The following is a 17,996-nucleotide window of genomic DNA, read 5'->3' as shown; positions in this document are numbered from 1 at the left end:
ACTACGGATAAAAAGAAAACCAGAACGCCCTCTTTCAAAACCATTATAAAGAAAATTGAAGGGCTATTGACCATGTCGATCGGCATCGAGCGCTACATCGCGGAGCCGCCCAGGCCCCAAATGCATCAAGCCATCGAATGGGCAGGCTTCAGTACGGCCATTCTCATCAGCCCGATTCATGAAATGAAACAGCACATCCAGCAATAAATTTTAAAAAAAACAGCCAAGCAGCTGGTTGATGTATGGAAATATTTCCGAGTAAGCCGATTTGAAAATAGTCATTAATCCGGCTGCAAAACCATAAAAAGATCAAAGACCAGCTGCTTTTTCAGGTTTTGATTGAGAAAAAAACGAAAAAACACTATTTACTGTTTTTGACATGCGGAAAGTCAGTTATTATAGAAAACATGACAAATAGTTTACGGAGAGCGGAAGCGGGCGATATATCTCCATAGCCGACCGTCACAATTGTCGTCATCGTCCACCATAATCCATCGAACTGAGATAAAAATGTCTCGGGTTCGACGAAAAACATGAAAAAACTGCTGAATAAGACAAGTGTGAACGCCGTAAAAAATAATGTCCAGTTGCTCATATGAATCGCTCTAAAAAATAATTTGCGGAAAAAGCACAATCCCCGTCTATAAATGTTCCACGTGAAACAAATTTTTACAGTATTTTTCTTTGTTATTATACAAAAAAATTGGGGGAAAAGACTATTTTTCTTCATTCTTATTTCACATCCTATTGTTATGCTGTGTGGTATTGAATCATTGGAGGAGAATTGTAATGAAAAATTTGATCTCATTATGTGCGGCAGCTGTTCTTTTATTATCGGGCTGTGCAGAGAAAGAAGAAGCATCTGTTCAACAACAGAAAGAACTGGAAACGGCTGTTAAGGAAACAGTGGTAGAAGTGATTGAACAGGAGCTGGCAGAGGAAGGACATGGCCATCATCATGTAAGCATTGATTTTACTGCGGAAGCAGCTGAACAGGAAGCGATCAATCTGCAGACGGTTTTGCAGTTAGAGGAAAAACCGTTAACGCAGGCGGATGTCTCGTTTGAAATTTGGCAGGATGGCGATGAAAAACATGAATATGTGGCTGCTGTCGAACAAGATTCTGGTACATATAGCGCAGCTTATCAATATCCCGACAAAGGGACATATATCGTCAACATTCACGTTGTAAAAGGGGAGCTGCATGACCATCAGGAGCAGACTATTTCCATAAAATAATGGAAAGTGATGTCCAATAAGAAGGCCGGATTCACGGAATTCCGGCAAAAGAAATGAAGAAGGTGGTGTCTCAATGAATTTTTGAGACACCACCGGCATTTTTGGTCATTCGTCCCGGTCGAAATATCACCGGCTAGAGTGTAAACTGTTTAACCGTCTGCTCAAGTTCTTCTGACAGCTGAGCAAGTGACTGAGCACTTTCTTGAATATCTTCCATTGATGCATAAAGCTGGCGGGAAGCGGCGGCTGTTTCTTCAACGCCGGCAGAGGACTCTTCGGAAACAGAAGCGACTTCCTGACTGGATGAGCTGATTTTATCACTCCCATCGTTGATCGAATCAAGTCTTGTCGAAATCATTTGAATCTTACTGGCCATATCATTGACCGAATCGATAATGCCTGCAAATGTTTCCGTCGTATCGACCATCGCTTTACTGCCTTTTTCGACTTCCTCAAATCCGTCATTTAATGAAGTGACGACATCTGTCGTTTCTTCCTGAACCCCATTAATAATGCCGGTAATTTCTTTAACCGAATCATCCACCTGTACAGCTAATTTGCGCACTTCATCTGCTACCACCGCGAATCCGCGTCCATGTTCGCCGGCACGGGCAGCTTCAATGGCCGCATTCAAGGCAAGCAGATTGGTTTGGGCAGAAATATCTTGAATAACCTTGACGAGATGTGAAATCTCCATCGTACGCTGCTCAAGGCCGCGCACTTTTTCAACGGAGCTGGACACGAGTGTCGTAATTTGTTCCATTTGATGAGCGGTATGCTCCATCTGAACACGTCCGTCTCCAGATAAGTGAAGAACATGTTCAGAAGAAGAACTCAATTGCTCTCCGTCTTCACGCGCATCCGTAATTTGGCGGTTGAGTGATTCAATCAATTCACTGATATTAGAGGCGGCATCGGCCTGCTGTTCTGCTCCCTGCGCCATTTCATCCATCGCCGTCGCAATTTGTTCACTGCCGTCTTTTACTTCATTCGACATCATCTTCAATGTGCCGCTTTGTGATTTAACATGCTCGGCAACGGACAGAAGCTGTGAAATAATGTTGCGCAAATTCTCCGCCATTAAGTTGGTGGACGATGCAAGTTGACCGATATCGTCCTTTCCATCATAATTGATCGGCTCCACGTTCAATTTTCCTTGAGCAATGTCATTGCTTACCGTCACCACTTTTCTTAAATTGGAATCGACAATACGGCTGATCAACATGGATAGAATAATGCTGATGATCGATGCGGCAACGACAGAGATAAGCAAAATAAGGAGTGCCTGCCTTGCTTGGGCTTTCGCTCTGTCCACAGCAGCGGAATATTCTGTTTTCAAGTTGATTTGAAGATCATCGATATATTGAATCGTTTGAGTGCGGAGATTCGCTGACATTTGCTTTAAATAAAGAACTTCAGGCTCCTTTTTTTGTTGAACGGATGGAATAATCATTTCAAAAAAGATCCGGTTCATTTCATTATCATTAGCTTTAATTTGATTTAAAATACCTTCCTGAGCCGGTGAGGTTAACACGCTGGATATTTGTTCTTCAAGAGCATTAAGCTTATCACTCTGTTGATTATATTGATCGATTGAAATGGGCTCTTCAAGTAAGATAAAATCGCTCACCCGTATATCTTTAGCGCGCAATAACGAACCCATCTCACTGAGTACAAGCGCCTGCTCCCCTTTTCGATCAAGGTCATCCAATTTTTTCGTTAAATCATTTAAAATCAGCGAAGTGAAAACGGTTGCAATTAAAAATAATATAATAACAATTGCGAGAACGATTCCGTATTTTTGGCTGATCTTTCTGTTTCGAAAAAGAAGAATAGAACTTTTTTTCTTTTTTTTCAAACTGTCTTCTTTTTTTGACCGTAAAGGCCGCTTCTGCTTTTTTGCCATGTGATCACCACCTGAATCATTTAGTCTTTTTATAATATACCATAATACCCAGCGATAATGTAAGCGCATTAAATAAGTTCAGCTTCTATCAGCAGATTTCCTGTAAAAGATGGCTTTTCGATAAGAAGAAGGCTCGATAGGTTATTTTTATGGTGAATAATTGTTTCAAATAGTTCATAAAACAAATGAAGAAATTTCCCCATTTTAGATTGAATTCGTTTACATTTATCAGAATATTGGGTATTTTTATATTAGAATGAAATGAGATTGGAGGAGGCAATCGTGCTATTCCAAAAAGGCAAACTTAAGGTCCGGGAATTGGAGGAAAGAGATCAGAATTTACTGGTGAAATGGCTGTCCGACCCGGTCGTTCTGGAATTTTATGAAGGCCGGGACAGTCCATTTGATTTAGAAAGAGTCAAAGCTCATTTTTATCATGATGAAAAAGACGTGACACGGTGCATCATTGAATTTGACGGAGCTGAAATCGGTTATGCGCAATATTATCCGCTTGACGAACAGGAAAGAGAGGTGTATGGGTACACAGGCGACGAGTCGGTCATTTACGGAACAGATCAATTAATCGGTGAAATAGACTACTGGAATAAAGGAATCGGCAAAGTGTTGGTGAAAGCCATCGTTGAGTATTTAGCAAAGGAGAAACAGGCAGGAAAAGTGGTGATGAACCCGCAGGCGTGGAATGAGCGGGCGATCCGCTGTTATGAAAAATGCGGGTTTAAAAAGGTAAAACTCCTTCCTGAACACGAATGGCATGAAGGAAAGTATAATGACTGCTGGGTGGTTGAGTATAGAAATGACATGTAATTTAAAAAAGCTCCAACGCCGGAAAAGTTATGACGTTGGAGCTTTTGAGCGTTACCGGCCATTAATTGGCCACTTTATTTTCAGCGGCATGCAGATCTGCCGGCGGATGGAACTCTTTTTCCATTTTAGAGACAACAACAGTTGCAACACCGTTTCCAATTAAGTTTGTAATGGCGCGTGCTTCTGACATGAAACGATCAACACCGAGGAGGAGCGCAATTCCTTCAACAGGAATCATTGGGAAAGCGGCCAGTGTGGCAGCCAATGTAATAAAGCCGGAACCCGTAACACCGGCAGCTCCTTTTGATGTCAGCATAAGTACACCTAACAACGTCAGCTCCTGCCAAATGGATAAATCTACTCCGTAAGCCTGTGCAATGAAAATGGCCGCCATGGACAAATAGATCGACGTTCCATCCAGGTTAAACGAATAGCCTGTCGGTACAACAAGCCCAACTACCGGTTTAGAGCATCCGTAATTTTCAAGTTTCTGCATCAACTTTGGAAGAGCAGATTCTGAAGAAGACGTTCCTAATACAAGTAAAATTTCTTCTTTAATATAAGCGATGAACTTAAAAATACTGAATCCGTAAAGCTTGGCAATTCCGCCAAGGATGAGGATAACGAACAGCGCACAAGTAATATATACACCAAGCATCAGCTGTCCGAGAGATACGAGTGAACCAAGCCCGAATTTTCCGATCGTGTACGCCATTGCACCAAAGGCGGCAACCGGCGACACTTTCATAATCATATTAACGATGCCGAAGAAAATATCTGTTAATCGTTCAAAGAAATCAACAACCGGCTTTCCACGCTCTCCAAGTGAAGCAAGAGACAGACCGAAGAAAATGGCAAAGAATAAGATTGGAAGCAAGTCGCCGCCAGACAGTGCAGCCATCGCATTTTCCGGTACAACCCCTACAATGAAATCCACAAATCCGTGGCTTGTTTCTTCTGCGCCTTTCGTATACTCCGAAACATCTCCGCTTTCAACGGAACCTGTATTAAAGCCGGCACCGGGTTGAAGAATATTGACAACAAGAATACCGATTGCCAAAGCGAAAGTTGTAACGATTTCGAAGTAAAGAAGGGCTTTTCCTCCGATCCGTCCCACTTTCTTCAAATCGCCCATGCTTCCGATGCCGATGACAACGGTAAGGAAGATAATCGGAGCGATGACCATTTTGATCATTTTAATAAATATATCTGCTAAAACTTTCAATTGCTCTCCGAAAGAAGGAAAAGCAAGTCCGACGGCAATACCTAAAAGAATCCCTATGATGACACGTACGGTTAAATTATTTAGTGCTCTGCGCATCTATAAACCTCCCTGCATATATTTGACAGCGGTTTCAAAACCTTAACGAAATATTAACAGACAATTTGAAAAATAAATATTTTTGGTAATAATGGTTCTTTTGGTCTTTTTGGTCATGAAAAAAAGAGCGCTGTTTTAGCGCTCTTCATCAGGCGGAGACTTGATCAGCTCGATTAGATCATGACCGATTTCGTCTTCAATTTCTTTATAAAGCGGCTGAAACGTCTGAAGCCACTCTTTTTTTTGTTGTTCGGTCAGGTGGTAAATTTGAATCGTTGAATGGTTTTTTATATGCTGCAGCTGCTGATCATTCATTTTTGCTGCTTCTTTCATATTCCAGAGAGTTGTTTCGCGCATGGCTTCCTGAATTTTCCCCTGAATATCTTTCGGTAAGTCGTCCCAGAATTGTTTATTCACCATAACGGCATACCCGAGATATCCATGATTGCTGATCGTTAAATGCTGCTGTACTTGATAGAGACGCTTCGAATAAATATTTGAAATGGTGTTTTCCTGGCCGTTAATTTCCCGTGTTTCAAGTCCCTGATAGACTTCGTTAAAAGGCATGACTACTGTGTACGCGTTTAAAAGCCGGAACTGCTTTTCAATCACCGATCCCGGCATGACGCGAAATGTGTGACCGCGAAAATCTTCCGGTTCAAGGAGAGGCGTTTCATCGTTTGTCATCTGTTTAAATCCGTTGCTCCAAAATGCCAGTCCCTTTACTTCGTTATCCTTTATCATAGAAAGAAGCCGTTCACTCGTTTGTCCTGCAAAAACGGCTTCCACCTGGCTGGCGCGATTGAAAATAAACGGAAGATCCAGCACTTTCCACTGTGGCACCGTGTCAATAAGTTTGGAAAAAGAAGGGGCAATCATTTCAACATCTCCCCGCTTCAAGGCTTCATATTCTTCTCCATCTGAATAAAGAATCCCGTTTTGAAAAATGTCCACCTTCACTTGTCCATTTGTTTTCTCGCTGACCAATTCAGCGAATTTTTGAGCGGCAAGCCCTTTTGGCGTATTTTCCGCGACAACGTGTGAAAAACGGATGGTAATTTGCTTTTCCAGCCCTTCCTGTTCATCATCATAAGAAAGAGGCTGACGCTGGCTGGCTAAGTTGTTTTGATAAATATAAAATCCGAATAGCAGCAAAAGAATGAAAAGGCAAAAACCGATATATTTTGTCATGATGATCACCTGTTCGTAAATGGTTATTGTATGTTCATCATATCATTTTTTACGCCGCGTTATTCTTTTCTTTTCCGTGGTAAAATGAAATGAATCCTACTATATATTTTTGAGAATGGCGGCGTGATCAATGGTAAGTGTCCCAATACAATGGAAAATAACCGGACTTATTGTGTTTATTCTCTTATTCTCTTTTTTAGTGCTGGGAATGGTTTTGACCAGCAATTACATTGAAACAGAAGAAAGCGAACTGCGGGATCGGGCGATTTTAACGGCGCGGACAGTAGCTGAACTTCCTGGAGTGGCCGAGAGCTTATCGTCTACGGGTGGTGTTCCGGATGGGGCCGCATCGGCTGTGGAAGAACTGCGGGTAATTAATAAAGCCGATTATATTGTCATTCTCAATATGGACCGTGTTCGTCTAACCCACCCTGTTCAAAGTAAAATTGGAACAATGTCGAACGGTGAAGATGAAGGACCGGCATTTGCCGAGCATTCTTATACAGCAAAAGGAAAAGGGGAAGTCGGTACACTGATTCGGGCGTTTGTGCCGATTTTAGATGAAGAGCACAATCAGGTGGGCGTTGTCATTACAGGCTATAAGCTGCCTCAGGTTATGGAAACGATTCTGTCCTTAAAAAGGGAGATTTTTATTACGTCCGGGCTTGCGCTCTTAATTTCCGGATGGGGCGCGTATATGCTCGCACGGCATATAAAGAAGCAAATGTTTCATCTGGAGCCGCATGAAATCGCCCAGCTTGTCGTGGAAAGAACAGAAACGTTTAACGCCATGCATGAAGGGGTCATTGCCATCGATAAATTTGAACGAATCACCATTTTTAACGATAAAGCCAAAGAAATGCTGGATATTCAAGGAGAAGTAACCGGGCGGCAAATAAGAGAGGTGCTGCCGGATACACATTTACCTGAAATTTTGCAGCTTGACCATCCTATTTATAATAAGGATCTGCAAATTCGTAATTTGGCCATCGTGTCTAACCGGGTCCCGATTCGGGTGGACGGAGTGACTGTTGGAGCTATTTCTATCTTTCAGGATCGTACGCAGGTGAAACAGCTGGCCGAGGAGTTAACAGGCGTTAAGGCGTTTGTCAGTGCGTTACGCGTACAAAATCATGAACATATGAATAAATTGCACACGATAGCCGGCTTGATTCAACTTGGTAACAGGGAAAAAGCATTGGAATATGTTTTTCAAGTAACGGAAGAACAGGAAGAACTGACCCGATTTTTAAGTAAAAACATCAAGGATGACAGCCTATCGGGTCTATTGTTGAGCAAAGTCAGCCGGGGGAAAGAGCTGGGCATCCAGTTGGTTATTGACCGTTACAGCCGGCTGCGGACGTTTCCGCCATACTTAGACCATCATGATTTCGTCCTTGTTCTTGGGAACTTGATTGAAAATGCGTTTGATTCTTTTGAACAGCAGAGTGAAGACAATCAAATTTATGTCAGCATTCAGCAAACTGATCAGGTGCTCTCGATTTTAGTCGAAGACAACGGTCAGGGGATCGAGAAAGAAAAACAGCCATTTGTTTTTCAGCAAGGCTACTCCACAAAATCTAAAACAGGCAGAGGAATCGGGCTTTATTTAGTAAAACAAATTGTGGAAAAAGGGAAAGGGGACATTCAACTGGAGTCCATTCCGGGCGAAGGGACAACCTTTCAAATTGTATTTCCGGTAAACCACACAAAGAACCGAGGTGGAGATATTGATTAAAGTGCTTCTGATTGAAGATGATTTAATGGTTCAGGAAGTGAATAAAGAGTTTATTAATAGAGTGGAAGGATTTGAAATTATCGGGCTGGCCGCCAATGGGGAAGAAGGAATGGAGCTTATTCGCACATTATCACCTGATCTTGTCATCGTCGATTTATACATGCCGTTAATGGATGGACTTGAAACTTTGCATCATTTGAGAAAAGAAGGGCACCGGGTGGATGTCATTGCCATTACAGCCGCGAGCGATATGGACACCGTACGCCAGGTCATCCGGCACGGTGCGTTTGATTATATTATGAAACCATTTAAATTTGAACGGATCAAACAGGCCTTGGAAAACTACCGTTCCTTTCGAAAGCGTTTAAGCGACAAAGGAAGCATCAGCCAAAGAGAACTGGACGATATTTTATTCCAGAAGGATCACGATGCACCGGACGATTTGCCAAAAGGATTAAATGCGGTCACTTTAGAAAAAATCACCGCTTATTTAACTGAAATGGACCAGCCTGTTTCCGCGGAAGAAGTGGCGGAAGGTGTCGGTACAGCCAGGGTTACCGCCAGAAGATATCTCGATTATCTTGAAAAACGCGGGAAAGTCCAAATCGATATCCAGTATGGCGGTATTGGCAGGCCGATGAACCGGTATAGGCTTTTTTAAGAGCATAATCACCATGTAAAGGCGTCCCTGCAGGTCAATAAATATGACTTGCAGGGACGCCTTGTTTAGTTCTGTTTTTTATCCTGTTCATTCACTGCTTTTTCCAGCCGTTTAAAATGGCGGACATCAGCGGGACGCAGCGGGATTGGCTCTTTCCGCAGCATTTTGGCAAGTGCAGCCATCATTAAAAGCATTAAAATCGTGAATGGCAATGCTGAGACAAGTCATAAGTTACATAGCGGATGTTCAAAATATGCACTTTATGGTAGGATAAAAGACGTTGTAAACGAGAAGAGACCTTTCGTGAGAGTCGAAAGTGACATATATAAAATGAGGTGAAGCATGGATTTATCAGTTCAAAAAATAAAAACAGAATGGTTTGGGAATGTGAAAGGCGACTTACTGTCCGGGCTGGTCGTGGCGCTCGCGCTTATTCCGGAAGCCATTGCCTTCTCGATCATCGCCGGCGTTGATCCGATGGTCGGATTGTACGCATCGTTTTCAATGGCGGTTGTTATTGCGTTTATGGGCGGCCGTCCGGCTATGATTTCAGCAGCGACCGGTGCGATGGCGCTTGTCATGGTGACGCTTGTGAAGGATCATGGCCTGCAGTATTTATTTGCGGCGACGATTTTAACCGGAATTTTGCAGGTTACGTTTGGCTTCTTGAAAATTGCCCGGTTTATGAAATTCATTCCCCGTTCGGTCATGATTGGCTTTGTGAACGCGCTGGCGATCTTAATTTTTATGGCGCAGGTGCCGCATTTTATCGGCATCTCGACGATGACATATGTGTTCGTCGCGGCAACGCTGGCCATTATTTATTTACTGCCGCGTATCACAAAAGCCGTTCCGTCCCCGCTTGTGGCGATTGTTGTGATGACCGTCATTGCGGTGTTTTCGGGCTTTGATTTACGAACGGTCGGCGATCTTGGCAGCATTAGCGGCACACTGCCATCGTTCTTTTTCCCGGATGTACCGCTCAATTTAGAAACACTGTCGATTATTTTCCCGACGGCTCTTGCATTGTCGATTGTCGGATTGCTGGAGTCTCTTTTGACTGCATCTATTGTCGATGATATGACGGATACAGAAAGTGACAAAAATCGAGAAGCACGCGGTCAAGGGATCGCGAACATTGCGACCGGTTTTCTGGGCGGCATGGCGGGCTGTGCAATGATCGGCCAGTCGGTCATTAACGTAAAATCCGGCGGACGCGGAAGACTTTCGACATTGACAGCAGGTATTGTATTGCTCCTGCTGATTATTGTCTTAAGCGATATCGTGATACAAATTCCAATGGCGGCGCTTGTCGGCGTCATGATTATGGTGTCGATCGGCACATTTGACTGGGCGTCGGTCACCTCGTTCCGGAAAGTTCCGGTTACAGACACGATTGTCATGATCGTTACAGTTGCAGTCGTTGTCTGGACGCATGATTTGTCGCAAGGTGTATTTGCCGGTATTATTTTAAGCGCCTTGTTTTTTGCGGCGAAAATATCCAAATTGGACATTACGAATGAAACAAGCGCGGCAAATGAAAAGATATACCGTGTGTCAGGGCAAATTTTCTTTGCCTCCGTTACGGACTTATTAAATGAGTTTGATTACAAAGAAGAAGTGGACCGAGTCGTGCTTGATTTAACAGAAGCTAATATATGGGACGACTCCGGTGTGGCAGCGATTGATAAAATTATGACGAAATATAAAGAAAACGGTGTTCCGGTTCAGTTAATCGGGCTGAATGGACAAAGCGCCCGGCTTATGAAACAAGTCGGTATTCAATGAAAAAACAGCGAGTCGGATGACTTGCTGTTTTTTTTGTTGACACAAGAAAAATCACATGATATTATTATCTCGAATTAAAGATTATTTAAATCAAGATAAATAAAAGGAAGTGAAAAAGAATGAGTGCCGGATTAAAAGCGTTAGTCGTTTTGATACGTGCCTCACAGTCTGTTCAAGATGTACTAAGGAAAGATATTGCACAATACGGGTTAAATACGACGGAATTTTCGGTGCTTGAACTTTTGTATCATAAAGGTGAGCAGCCGATTCAGCATATCGGCAAAAAGATTTTACTTTCAAGCGGAAGCGTTACATATGTGGTGGACAAGCTTGAAAAGAAGGGACTTGTTATTCGTGAAGACTGTCCGAAAGACCGCCGTGTGACATATGCCGTTATAACCGAATCAGGGAAAACGTTTATGGATGACGTATTTCCATTGCATGAACAAACAGTCCATTCCATATTTGAAGACTTGTCAGAAGATGAATTGGAAACAGCGGTTCAATTACTAAAAAAAATTGGACTGAATGCCAAGAAACAATAAATTTTTTTGTGCATATATCTTGATATCGAGATATATGAATTTAAAGTAATGGAGGCAGTGAAATGCAATCATTTCAAGAGTTAGTAAAAGAACGACGATCCGCCAGTAATTTTATTGAAAGTAATCCGATCACACAAAAAGAATTGGACGAAATATTCAGTCTTGTGAAGATGGCGCCCTCTGCTTTTAATTTGCAGCATACGAATTACATGGTTGTGCTGGATCAGGATGTAAAAACAAGTGTCCAAAAAGCTGCATTTGGACAGCACAAAGTTGGGACAGCTTCTGCTGTGGTAATCGTGCTCGGCGATAAAAAAGCGTATAAAGAAGCGCCGCATATATATGAAGGACTTCATATGCTCGAGATACTGAACAAAAAAGAATATGATCAGATGGTGAATGATACTATTTCATTTTATGAAACGCGAGGCGATGAATTTCAGCGTGATGAAGCCATTCGGAATGCGTCATTGTCGGCAATGCTGTTTATGCTGGCAGCGAAAAGCCAAGGCTGGGATACATGTCCAATGATCGGTTTTGACACTGAACAACTGAAGAAATTGCTAAACATCTCGGATCAATATGAACCAGTATTAATGATTACGATTGGAAAAGAAAAAGTGGAAAGCAGAAAACCAAGAGGCTACCGGAAACCGGTGGCAGAGTTTGTCACATATTATTAAAATAAACATTTTTCAGGAGGAATAAAGGATGTTAGATGCAGGATTGTTACTTATTCGGCTGGTGATTGGACTTGTGTTTGTGGGACACGGGGCGCAAAAGTTATTTGGCTGGTTTGGCGGGTATGGATTAAAAGGAACGGGCGGCTGGTTTGACTCCATCGGCATGAAGCCGGGTGTAACGATGGCTTTTCTTGCTGGTTTTGCGGAACTGGCTGGCGGCGCTTTATTTGCATTAGGATTGTTCACACCGCTTGCTGGCGTGATGATTGCAGCAACAATGGTTATTGCCATTGTGAAAGTACATGGCCCAAATGGCTTTTGGAGCACGCAAAATGGATATGAATATAACCTCGTATTGCTTGCTGTTGCCATCGGAATTGCGATGACGGGACCGGGACAGTATGCGCTGGACGCACTTATTTTCTAAAAAAGAAAAGAGAACATGTTCAATATGAAAGGGGAAAGCAAGATGACAAAAAAGACAGCTGGTATTCACCATATTACGGCGATTGTCGGTCACCCTCAGGAAAACATTGATTTTTATGCAGGCGTTTTAGGGCTGCGTTTAGTGAAGAAAACGGTCAATTTTGATGATCCGGGTACGTATCACCTTTATTTCGGCGATAAAGGAGGCAAGCCAGGTACTATTATTACCTTCTTTCCATGGGCAGGTGCACACCGCGGTACAATCGGCGATGGACAAGTAGGGGTTACGTCTTATGTGGTGCCGGAAGGATCTTTTGGCTTTTGGGAAAAGAGACTGGAAACATTTAATATTTCTTTTCAAAAGACAGAACGGTTTGGTGAACAATATTTGTCATTCAGCGACCCCCACGGTTTGCAGATCGAGATGGTAGAGCGGACAGAAGGAGAAAAGAATGACTGGGAATTTGGCGGCGTAACACAGGACGTGGCGATTAAAGGATTTGGCGGTGCCACGTTATTTTCGGAACAGCCTGATAAAACTGCTGAATTATTGGAGAAAGTTATGGGACTTGAGCTGATTGGAACCGATGGGAATTTGATTCGTTTTCGATCGTCAAGTGATATCGGAAATGTTATTGATTTAAAGACCACCTTATCTGGACGCGGCCAAATGGGAACCGGAACAGTTCATCATATTGCCTGGCGTGCAGCCGATGACGACGATCAATTAGATTGGAAAAAGCATGTGGAGCAATATGGATACGGTGTGACCCCTGTTCAAGACAGAAATTATTTTAATGCGATTTATTTCAGAGAGCATGGAGAAATTCTATTTGAAATTGCGACAGACCCGCCAGGATTTGCGCATGATGAGTCACTGGAGACAATGGGAGAAGGTTTGAAGCTGCCTGCTCAATACGAAATTCACAGAGAAAAGCTTGAAAATATATTGACTCCGGTTGAAATTAGAGTATTAAAAAACATTTAAAAAATAAAGAGAAATGTGAGAAATGGAGATGTATAGAATGTCAGGAAAAAACGAAGCAGGAGCGCTTATTTTAAGGGTGACGCTCGGCATTATCTTTTTTGTTCATGGTTTAGTTAAGTTTCAAGGGGGAATTGGAAATACGGCAGGGTGGTTCGACAGTATCGGCCTGCCAGGTTTTTTAGCCTACATTGTAGCAACGGTTGAGCTGGTTGGCGGAATTGCCTTAATTCTTGGCATTGGTACAAAAGTTGTTTCAGCTTTGCTGGCTCTTATTTTGATTGGTGCAACGCTAAAAGTAAAATTGGCTGCAGGCTTCCTCGGCAACGGACAAGTGGCCGGATATGAATTTGATTTAGCATTACTAGCCATAGCGGTATATCTTGTACTCAATGGAAGCAAGCTATTCTCAGCGGCTCATTTCATCAGGAAAGATCAATAAGAGTCAAACCAGTAAAGAAAGCTGGTGCAACACTTCAGGCAGGCTTTGAAAAAAGAATATTGGCGGTGAATGAAATGGGATTTTTAGACAAGTTATTTGGGAGATCATCTAATCATAAGGAGGAACAGGCAATGGAAAAAGTCAAATTAGCGGTGATTTATTACAGCTCTACTGGTACAAATTATCAAATGGCGAAATGGGCAGAGGAAGGTGCGAAGGCGGCCGGTGCCGATGTAAAAGTTGTCAAAGTGCCTGAGACAGCTCCTCAGTCAGCGATCGATTCAAATCCGGCGTGGAAAGCGCATGTTGAGGAAACGAAAAACGTTCCTGAAGTGACATTGAATGATCTGGAATGGGCAGATGCCATCATTTTCAGCGTACCGACACGGTTCGGAAATATGCCTGGTCAAGTTAAGCAGTTTTTAGATACAACAGGAGGACTATGGTTTCACGGAAAATTGGCAAACAAAGTCGTCAGCGCGATGACTTCTGCACAAAACCCGCATGGCGGACAAGAAGCAACGATCTTATCACTTTACACGTCCATGTACCACTGGGGCGCCATCGTCGCATCACCAGGTTACACAGACCCGGTAACATTTGCGGCTGGAGGAAATCCGTACGGCACAAGTGTCAGCGTGAATCAAGACGGAAAAATGGTGGAAGATGTGCAGGACGCTGTCAAACATCAGGCAAAACGTACCGTGACAGTAGCGGAATGGGTGAAAAAAGGAAATCAATAATGAGAAATCAGCGAGCTGGCATCATGACGGTTCGCTTTTTTTACTGGAAAAATGATACAATATAGATAAAAAGCCGAATGGAGTCCTGTTTTATGTTGCAAATGCTGAACGTGCTGCTTGGAAGGTGGATGCCGATATTGACGCCGCTGAGTGTCCTAATGGGGGTGCTTGTGGGAGAACCGCTGCATCAGTGGGCATTTCTTGTCCCATTAGGATTTGCCTTTATGACGTTTTCCGGCAGTTTAACTTCAAGTTTTAAAATGCTTCACCATACAATTACACACCCGCTGCCGATTATTCTTGCATTGATCATTCTTCATGTGGTGATCCCTTTGTGGGCATGGGAAATCGGACATTTCTTTTTTCCTGATGATCCGCTGACCGTGACCGGACTTACATTGGCGGTTGTCATACCAACGGGAATTACAAGCATGATCTGGGTGACGATGTATAAAGGGAGTGCGCCGCTTGCGCTCGCCATTATTTTAATTGATACGATGCTGTCGCCGTTCGTCGTGCCGTTCAGTTTGTCTGTTCTCGCGGGAAGTGTAGTCGAGATGAACTTTTTTGACGTCATGAACGGACTCGTCTGGATGATCGTAGTGCCGTCATTGGCCGGAACGGCGGTGAACCAGTGGCTGAAAGCTGACCGTTCCAGTAACATCAGTCAAAAGCTTGCCCCTTTTTCAAAAATCACATTGCTTTCTGTCATCGCGGTTAACAGTTCTGTTGTAGCGCCATATTTGCGAAATATCGACTTGAAGTTTCTGCAGATTGTAGGAACGATCTTGCTCATTGTCTTAACCGGTTATTTTTTTTCGTGGATCATCGCGGTTCTATTTAAGCAAAATAAAGAAAATGTCATTGCTCTTATTTATACAGGGGGAATGCGCAACATCAGCGCCGGGGCTGTACTTGCCGTTAACTTTTTCCCGCCGCAGGTCGCCGTGCCGGTTGTCATTTGCATGCTGTTTCAGCAGCTGCTCGCCGCGCTGCACGGCTATTTCATTACACTTATTTACGAGAAGAACATATTCCGGAAACAGACTGTCGTACATGAGAAATAAAAAATGAATGAAGGGCTGTCCCGGAATTCGCTGAAGGCGGATGGAGGGCGATTTTGCATCAGCGGGGCCGATTTTTGTGATAGCAAGGCCGGATTCTGAGCCATTTAGGCCGATTTATTGATATTACAGCCGGATTTTAACTTATGAAGGCCGAAATTAAGGGAATTCGGCCCGAGTGATAAGGAAACCGGCCCAAAAACAGAAAATCCGGCTTTAAACGTGAAGATGGGGATATCTCAACGAGCTTTTGAGACATCCCCTGCCTTTTTATGACCGTTTTCTTTTTGCTTCCTGTCTTTCCCGATGTGCGTCCGCAATGTTTTCGGCGTCACCTTTCATAAGGAAGAAGGTAATAATACCTGAAAAAATAGAAGCGCCGGCGGCAATGAGCGCGCGGGTCTGTACGTCGATCATGGCAAAATCTTTATTGAGCATCCACGTGGCAATCGAAAAGACGAGGACCATAACCGGAATGACAAAAATAAATCGTTTCACATTGTCCAATCCTTTCACAATCTTTTTTTATAGTTTAGCACATGCAGGAACGTTTTTTGTTTGACATTGTATGGATAAAGAGATGTTTATGAGCAATTCGGCTTCTTTTTGATCAGGTTAGAGTGAATTTAGGTTTCCAGCCACCTCGATTTGTAAGCGTTTAAAAAAGACCTGTATGGATCATTCGTGCTAAGATAAAAAAGCAAGCGTGTAATTTTTAGAAAAACAAGGGGGAAGGAATATGGGAAATTATTTATATGGTACAAGAACGCTTTGCTTTTCACTTTTCAGATCAAAACAAAGAGATGCAGCTGCCGGAAGTATTTCCTGAGCTGTTCGCGCCAGGGACGAAACCGGCGGAATGGGCTGTTGAACCGCCATCACTTGATGAATTGAAGGAAATGCTGAAAGGACAGACGGACCGGATTGAATTTGTTTTAAACGGCCGTCTTCTTGAAGAAGCGGAATCATATACTACATCAAGTGGTTTGACGATGTCCACAGTTGGAGCTTTTTTAACCTTTACCTTTTATCATGAAGGTATGCATTTGAATACAATGAAACATATTTTGAAGGCGTTATAACCGTGCTGTAACGGAAAAAGAGATTGTCCCGATATGGGCAATCTCTTTTCTATTTACATATTGATTATCTCCTTAATGATTGGGCTGTTAAACTCCCTGAAAAATCTTGGGGCAGACAAAAAATTAATTGTGCCTATTCAGAAAGTTATGGTAAATGGCCATATTTCTTTTTTTATTTTAATGGCGGTCACATACGTCATTTCACTCTTTTTTTGGCCGACTCCAGCCGTTCCATTAATTTGCGCACTCCTTGTTCCGGCCGCAATCAAATCGGGGCTGCCTGTTATGACAGCGGCGATGGTGATTGTCATTGCGGGTCAGGGAATGGCTCTTTCCTCAGATTATATTATTCAAGTAGCTCCCATGCTGAGTGCAACAGCTGCCGGCATTGATACCGCGCCGGTTGCAGATAAAGCAATGATTCTTTCGGTTATTACAGGAATCAGCGCTCTGGCCGTTTCTTACGCGATGGCGAGAAAAAGCATCAGCAGGGGAGCGGAATCTGAAGAGTTTATTCAAAATGATATCGCTTTTTTTGAAGCACAGGATGAATTAGCAGCAACAGTTGAAGAGGAAGCGATGTATAACAAAAGAAAGGAGACTTGGGGAAAAGCTTTTGCGGTACTCGTTCCGATGTCCATGCTGGCCGTCATGGTATACATGTTCCAGTCAAAATTCTCAAGTGGTGCCGGTTTTGAAGGAACAGACGGCGCTGCATTTGTCGGAGGTGTTGCGACCATCTTATTGATTTTGGCAACAATTGCGTTTAACCGTATACATGCTCTTGATAAAATAAGTGATCACATAACAGACGGCTTCGTTTTTGCGTTTAGGGCAATGGCTCCTGTTATTCCGATCGCAGGATTTTTCTTTATGGGGAATAGTGAATTTACAGGCACTATTTTATCTCTCGGTGAAGATGCTGCTAAGCCCGCCTTTTTGTTTGACATGATCCAGTCTGCTCAAACGTATATTCCACAGAATGAAGTGATTGCAAGTTTTGGTATCTTGCTGGTTGGGCTTGTTACAGGGCTGGATGGCTCCGGCTTTTCTGGTCTTCCGCTGACTGGTGCGTTATCGGGTGCTATGGCTAGCGGTGTAAATTTAGATACCGCTACAATGGCGGCGATTGGTCAAATGGGCGCCATTTGGAGCGGGGGTACATTAGTTGCCTGGTCTTCACTTGTTGCAGTAGCAGGATTTCTGCAAATTTCACCAATTGAACTGGCTCGTAAAAACTTTATACCTGTTCTAACAGGTTTGGCTATCGCCACTGCTTTTGCTGTTCTTGTATGGTGAAAAAGAAAAAAGCAGGAATGGTGTGCAGATGATTGATTCAAGAGAGGGATATGTTGAA

General features: G+C 43.1%; 21 protein-coding genes. 15 read left to right on the top strand and 6 right to left on the bottom strand.

Annotated features, from left to right (window positions below):
- Positions 1–207: hypothetical protein (locus BTO30_RS17305; protein ID WP_158023616.1), on the top strand; the 207-nt coding region annotated here is incomplete at its 5' end.
- A 154-nt stretch (positions 208–361) separates the two neighbouring features.
- On the opposite strand, the gene BTO30_RS16120 is transcribed toward BTO30_RS17305, so the two are convergent.
- Complete coding sequence (locus BTO30_RS16120) at positions 362–595, bottom strand: potassium channel family protein (RefSeq protein WP_245796543.1); 234 nt, start codon at positions 593–595, stop codon at positions 362–364.
- Positions 596–789: 194 nt separating this feature from the next.
- Between BTO30_RS16120 and BTO30_RS16115 the strand changes: the two genes are divergently transcribed.
- Entirely contained in the window at positions 790–1,239 is a 450-nt protein-coding gene (locus BTO30_RS16115; protein ID WP_075399712.1) for a FixH family protein, read from the top strand.
- Between the two features lie 133 nt (positions 1,240–1,372).
- Here BTO30_RS16115 and BTO30_RS16110 read toward each other — a convergent pair whose 3' ends face one another.
- Positions 1,373–3,145 (bottom strand): methyl-accepting chemotaxis protein, encoded by a 1,773-nt coding sequence (locus tag BTO30_RS16110; RefSeq protein WP_158023615.1) that lies wholly within the window; start codon positions 3,143–3,145, stop codon positions 1,373–1,375.
- Positions 3,146–3,427: 282 nt separating this feature from the next.
- Here BTO30_RS16110 and BTO30_RS16105 point away from each other — a divergent pair, with 282 nt between their 5' ends.
- Complete coding sequence (locus BTO30_RS16105) at positions 3,428–3,970, top strand: GNAT family N-acetyltransferase (protein WP_245796541.1); 543 nt, start codon at positions 3,428–3,430, stop codon at positions 3,968–3,970.
- 61 nt (positions 3,971–4,031) lie between these two features.
- Here BTO30_RS16105 and BTO30_RS16100 read toward each other — a convergent pair whose 3' ends face one another.
- Together BTO30_RS16100 and BTO30_RS16095 are read right to left on the bottom strand one after the other, a co-directional pair.
- The gene (locus tag BTO30_RS16100) at positions 4,032–5,291 is read right to left on the bottom strand and encodes a dicarboxylate/amino acid:cation symporter (RefSeq protein ID WP_075399711.1); all 1,260 of its coding nucleotides are present in this window, start codon (positions 5,289–5,291) and stop codon (positions 4,032–4,034) included.
- Positions 5,292–5,426: 135 nt separating this feature from the next.
- Entirely contained in the window at positions 5,427–6,482 is a 1,056-nt protein-coding gene (locus tag BTO30_RS16095; protein ID WP_075399710.1) for a DctP family TRAP transporter solute-binding subunit, read from the bottom strand.
- A gap of 130 nt (positions 6,483–6,612) precedes the next feature.
- On the opposite strand from BTO30_RS16095, the gene BTO30_RS16090 reads away from it, so the two are divergent.
- Together BTO30_RS16090 and BTO30_RS16085 are read left to right on the top strand one after the other, a co-directional pair.
- Positions 6,613–8,220 (top strand): ATP-binding protein, encoded by a 1,608-nt coding sequence (locus BTO30_RS16090; RefSeq protein WP_075399709.1) that lies wholly within the window; start codon positions 6,613–6,615, stop codon positions 8,218–8,220.
- A complete protein-coding gene (locus tag BTO30_RS16085; RefSeq protein ID WP_075399708.1) occupies positions 8,213–8,881 on the top strand; it encodes a response regulator in 669 nt (222 codons plus the stop codon). The genes BTO30_RS16090 and BTO30_RS16085 overlap by 8 nt, the downstream gene beginning before the upstream one ends.
- Before the next feature lie 65 nt (positions 8,882–8,946).
- Here the strand turns inward: BTO30_RS16085 and BTO30_RS17300 are convergent, their stop codons facing one another.
- The gene (locus tag BTO30_RS17300) at positions 8,947–9,093 is read right to left on the bottom strand and encodes a hypothetical protein (RefSeq protein ID WP_158023614.1); all 147 of its coding nucleotides are present in this window, start codon (positions 9,091–9,093) and stop codon (positions 8,947–8,949) included.
- A gap of 130 nt (positions 9,094–9,223) precedes the next feature.
- Here BTO30_RS17300 and BTO30_RS16080 point away from each other — a divergent pair, with 130 nt between their 5' ends.
- From BTO30_RS16080 to BTO30_RS16045, 8 genes are all read left to right on the top strand, one after another.
- Entirely contained in the window at positions 9,224–10,669 is a 1,446-nt protein-coding gene (locus BTO30_RS16080) for a SulP family inorganic anion transporter (RefSeq protein WP_075399707.1), read from the top strand.
- A gap of 119 nt (positions 10,670–10,788) precedes the next feature.
- Positions 10,789–11,214, top strand: a complete 426-nt coding sequence (locus tag BTO30_RS16075; RefSeq protein WP_075399706.1) for a MarR family winged helix-turn-helix transcriptional regulator — start codon at positions 10,789–10,791, stop codon at positions 11,212–11,214.
- 62 nt (positions 11,215–11,276) lie between these two features.
- Positions 11,277–11,897, top strand: a complete 621-nt coding sequence (locus BTO30_RS16070) for a nitroreductase family protein (protein WP_075399705.1) — start codon at positions 11,277–11,279, stop codon at positions 11,895–11,897.
- A 28-nt stretch (positions 11,898–11,925) separates the two neighbouring features.
- Entirely contained in the window at positions 11,926–12,324 is a 399-nt protein-coding gene (locus tag BTO30_RS16065; protein ID WP_075399704.1) for a DoxX family protein, read from the top strand.
- A gap of 42 nt (positions 12,325–12,366) precedes the next feature.
- Positions 12,367–13,311, top strand: coding sequence for a ring-cleaving dioxygenase (locus BTO30_RS16060; RefSeq protein ID WP_075399703.1), 945 nt, complete (start codon positions 12,367–12,369; stop codon positions 13,309–13,311).
- Positions 13,312–13,348: 37 nt separating this feature from the next.
- Positions 13,349–13,750 carry a DoxX family protein gene (locus BTO30_RS16055; RefSeq protein WP_075399702.1) on the top strand — a complete coding sequence of 134 codons (402 nt, stop codon included), beginning with the start codon at positions 13,349–13,351 and terminating at the stop codon, positions 13,748–13,750.
- A 74-nt stretch (positions 13,751–13,824) separates the two neighbouring features.
- Positions 13,825–14,493, top strand: a complete 669-nt coding sequence (gene wrbA / locus BTO30_RS16050) for an NAD(P)H:quinone oxidoreductase (protein ID WP_075399701.1) — start codon at positions 13,825–13,827, stop codon at positions 14,491–14,493.
- Between the two features lie 92 nt (positions 14,494–14,585).
- Complete coding sequence (locus BTO30_RS16045; protein ID WP_075399700.1) at positions 14,586–15,560, top strand: bile acid:sodium symporter family protein; 975 nt, start codon at positions 14,586–14,588, stop codon at positions 15,558–15,560.
- A 267-nt stretch (positions 15,561–15,827) separates the two neighbouring features.
- Here the strand turns inward: BTO30_RS16045 and BTO30_RS16040 are convergent, their stop codons facing one another.
- Positions 15,828–16,055 (bottom strand): hypothetical protein, encoded by a 228-nt coding sequence (locus BTO30_RS16040; RefSeq protein ID WP_245796539.1) that lies wholly within the window; start codon positions 16,053–16,055, stop codon positions 15,828–15,830.
- Positions 16,056–16,312: 257 nt separating this feature from the next.
- On the opposite strand from BTO30_RS16040, the gene BTO30_RS16035 reads away from it, so the two are divergent.
- Together BTO30_RS16035 and BTO30_RS16030 are read left to right on the top strand one after the other, a co-directional pair.
- Positions 16,313–16,639 carry a DinB family protein gene (locus BTO30_RS16035; RefSeq protein WP_075399699.1) on the top strand — a complete coding sequence of 109 codons (327 nt, stop codon included), beginning with the start codon at positions 16,313–16,315 and terminating at the stop codon, positions 16,637–16,639.
- A 33-nt stretch (positions 16,640–16,672) separates the two neighbouring features.
- Entirely contained in the window at positions 16,673–17,938 is a 1,266-nt protein-coding gene (locus tag BTO30_RS16030; RefSeq protein WP_245796538.1) for a hypothetical protein, read from the top strand.
- Positions 17,939–17,996 lie beyond the last annotated feature (58 nt).

The sequence above is a fragment of the Domibacillus antri genome (assembly GCF_001936625.1).
In the GTDB taxonomy this organism is placed as follows: domain Bacteria; phylum Bacillota; class Bacilli; order Bacillales; family Domibacillaceae; genus Domibacillus; species Domibacillus antri.
The sequence above is the reverse complement of the archived record's forward strand: the minus strand, read 5'-3'. Positions and strand labels throughout refer to the sequence as shown.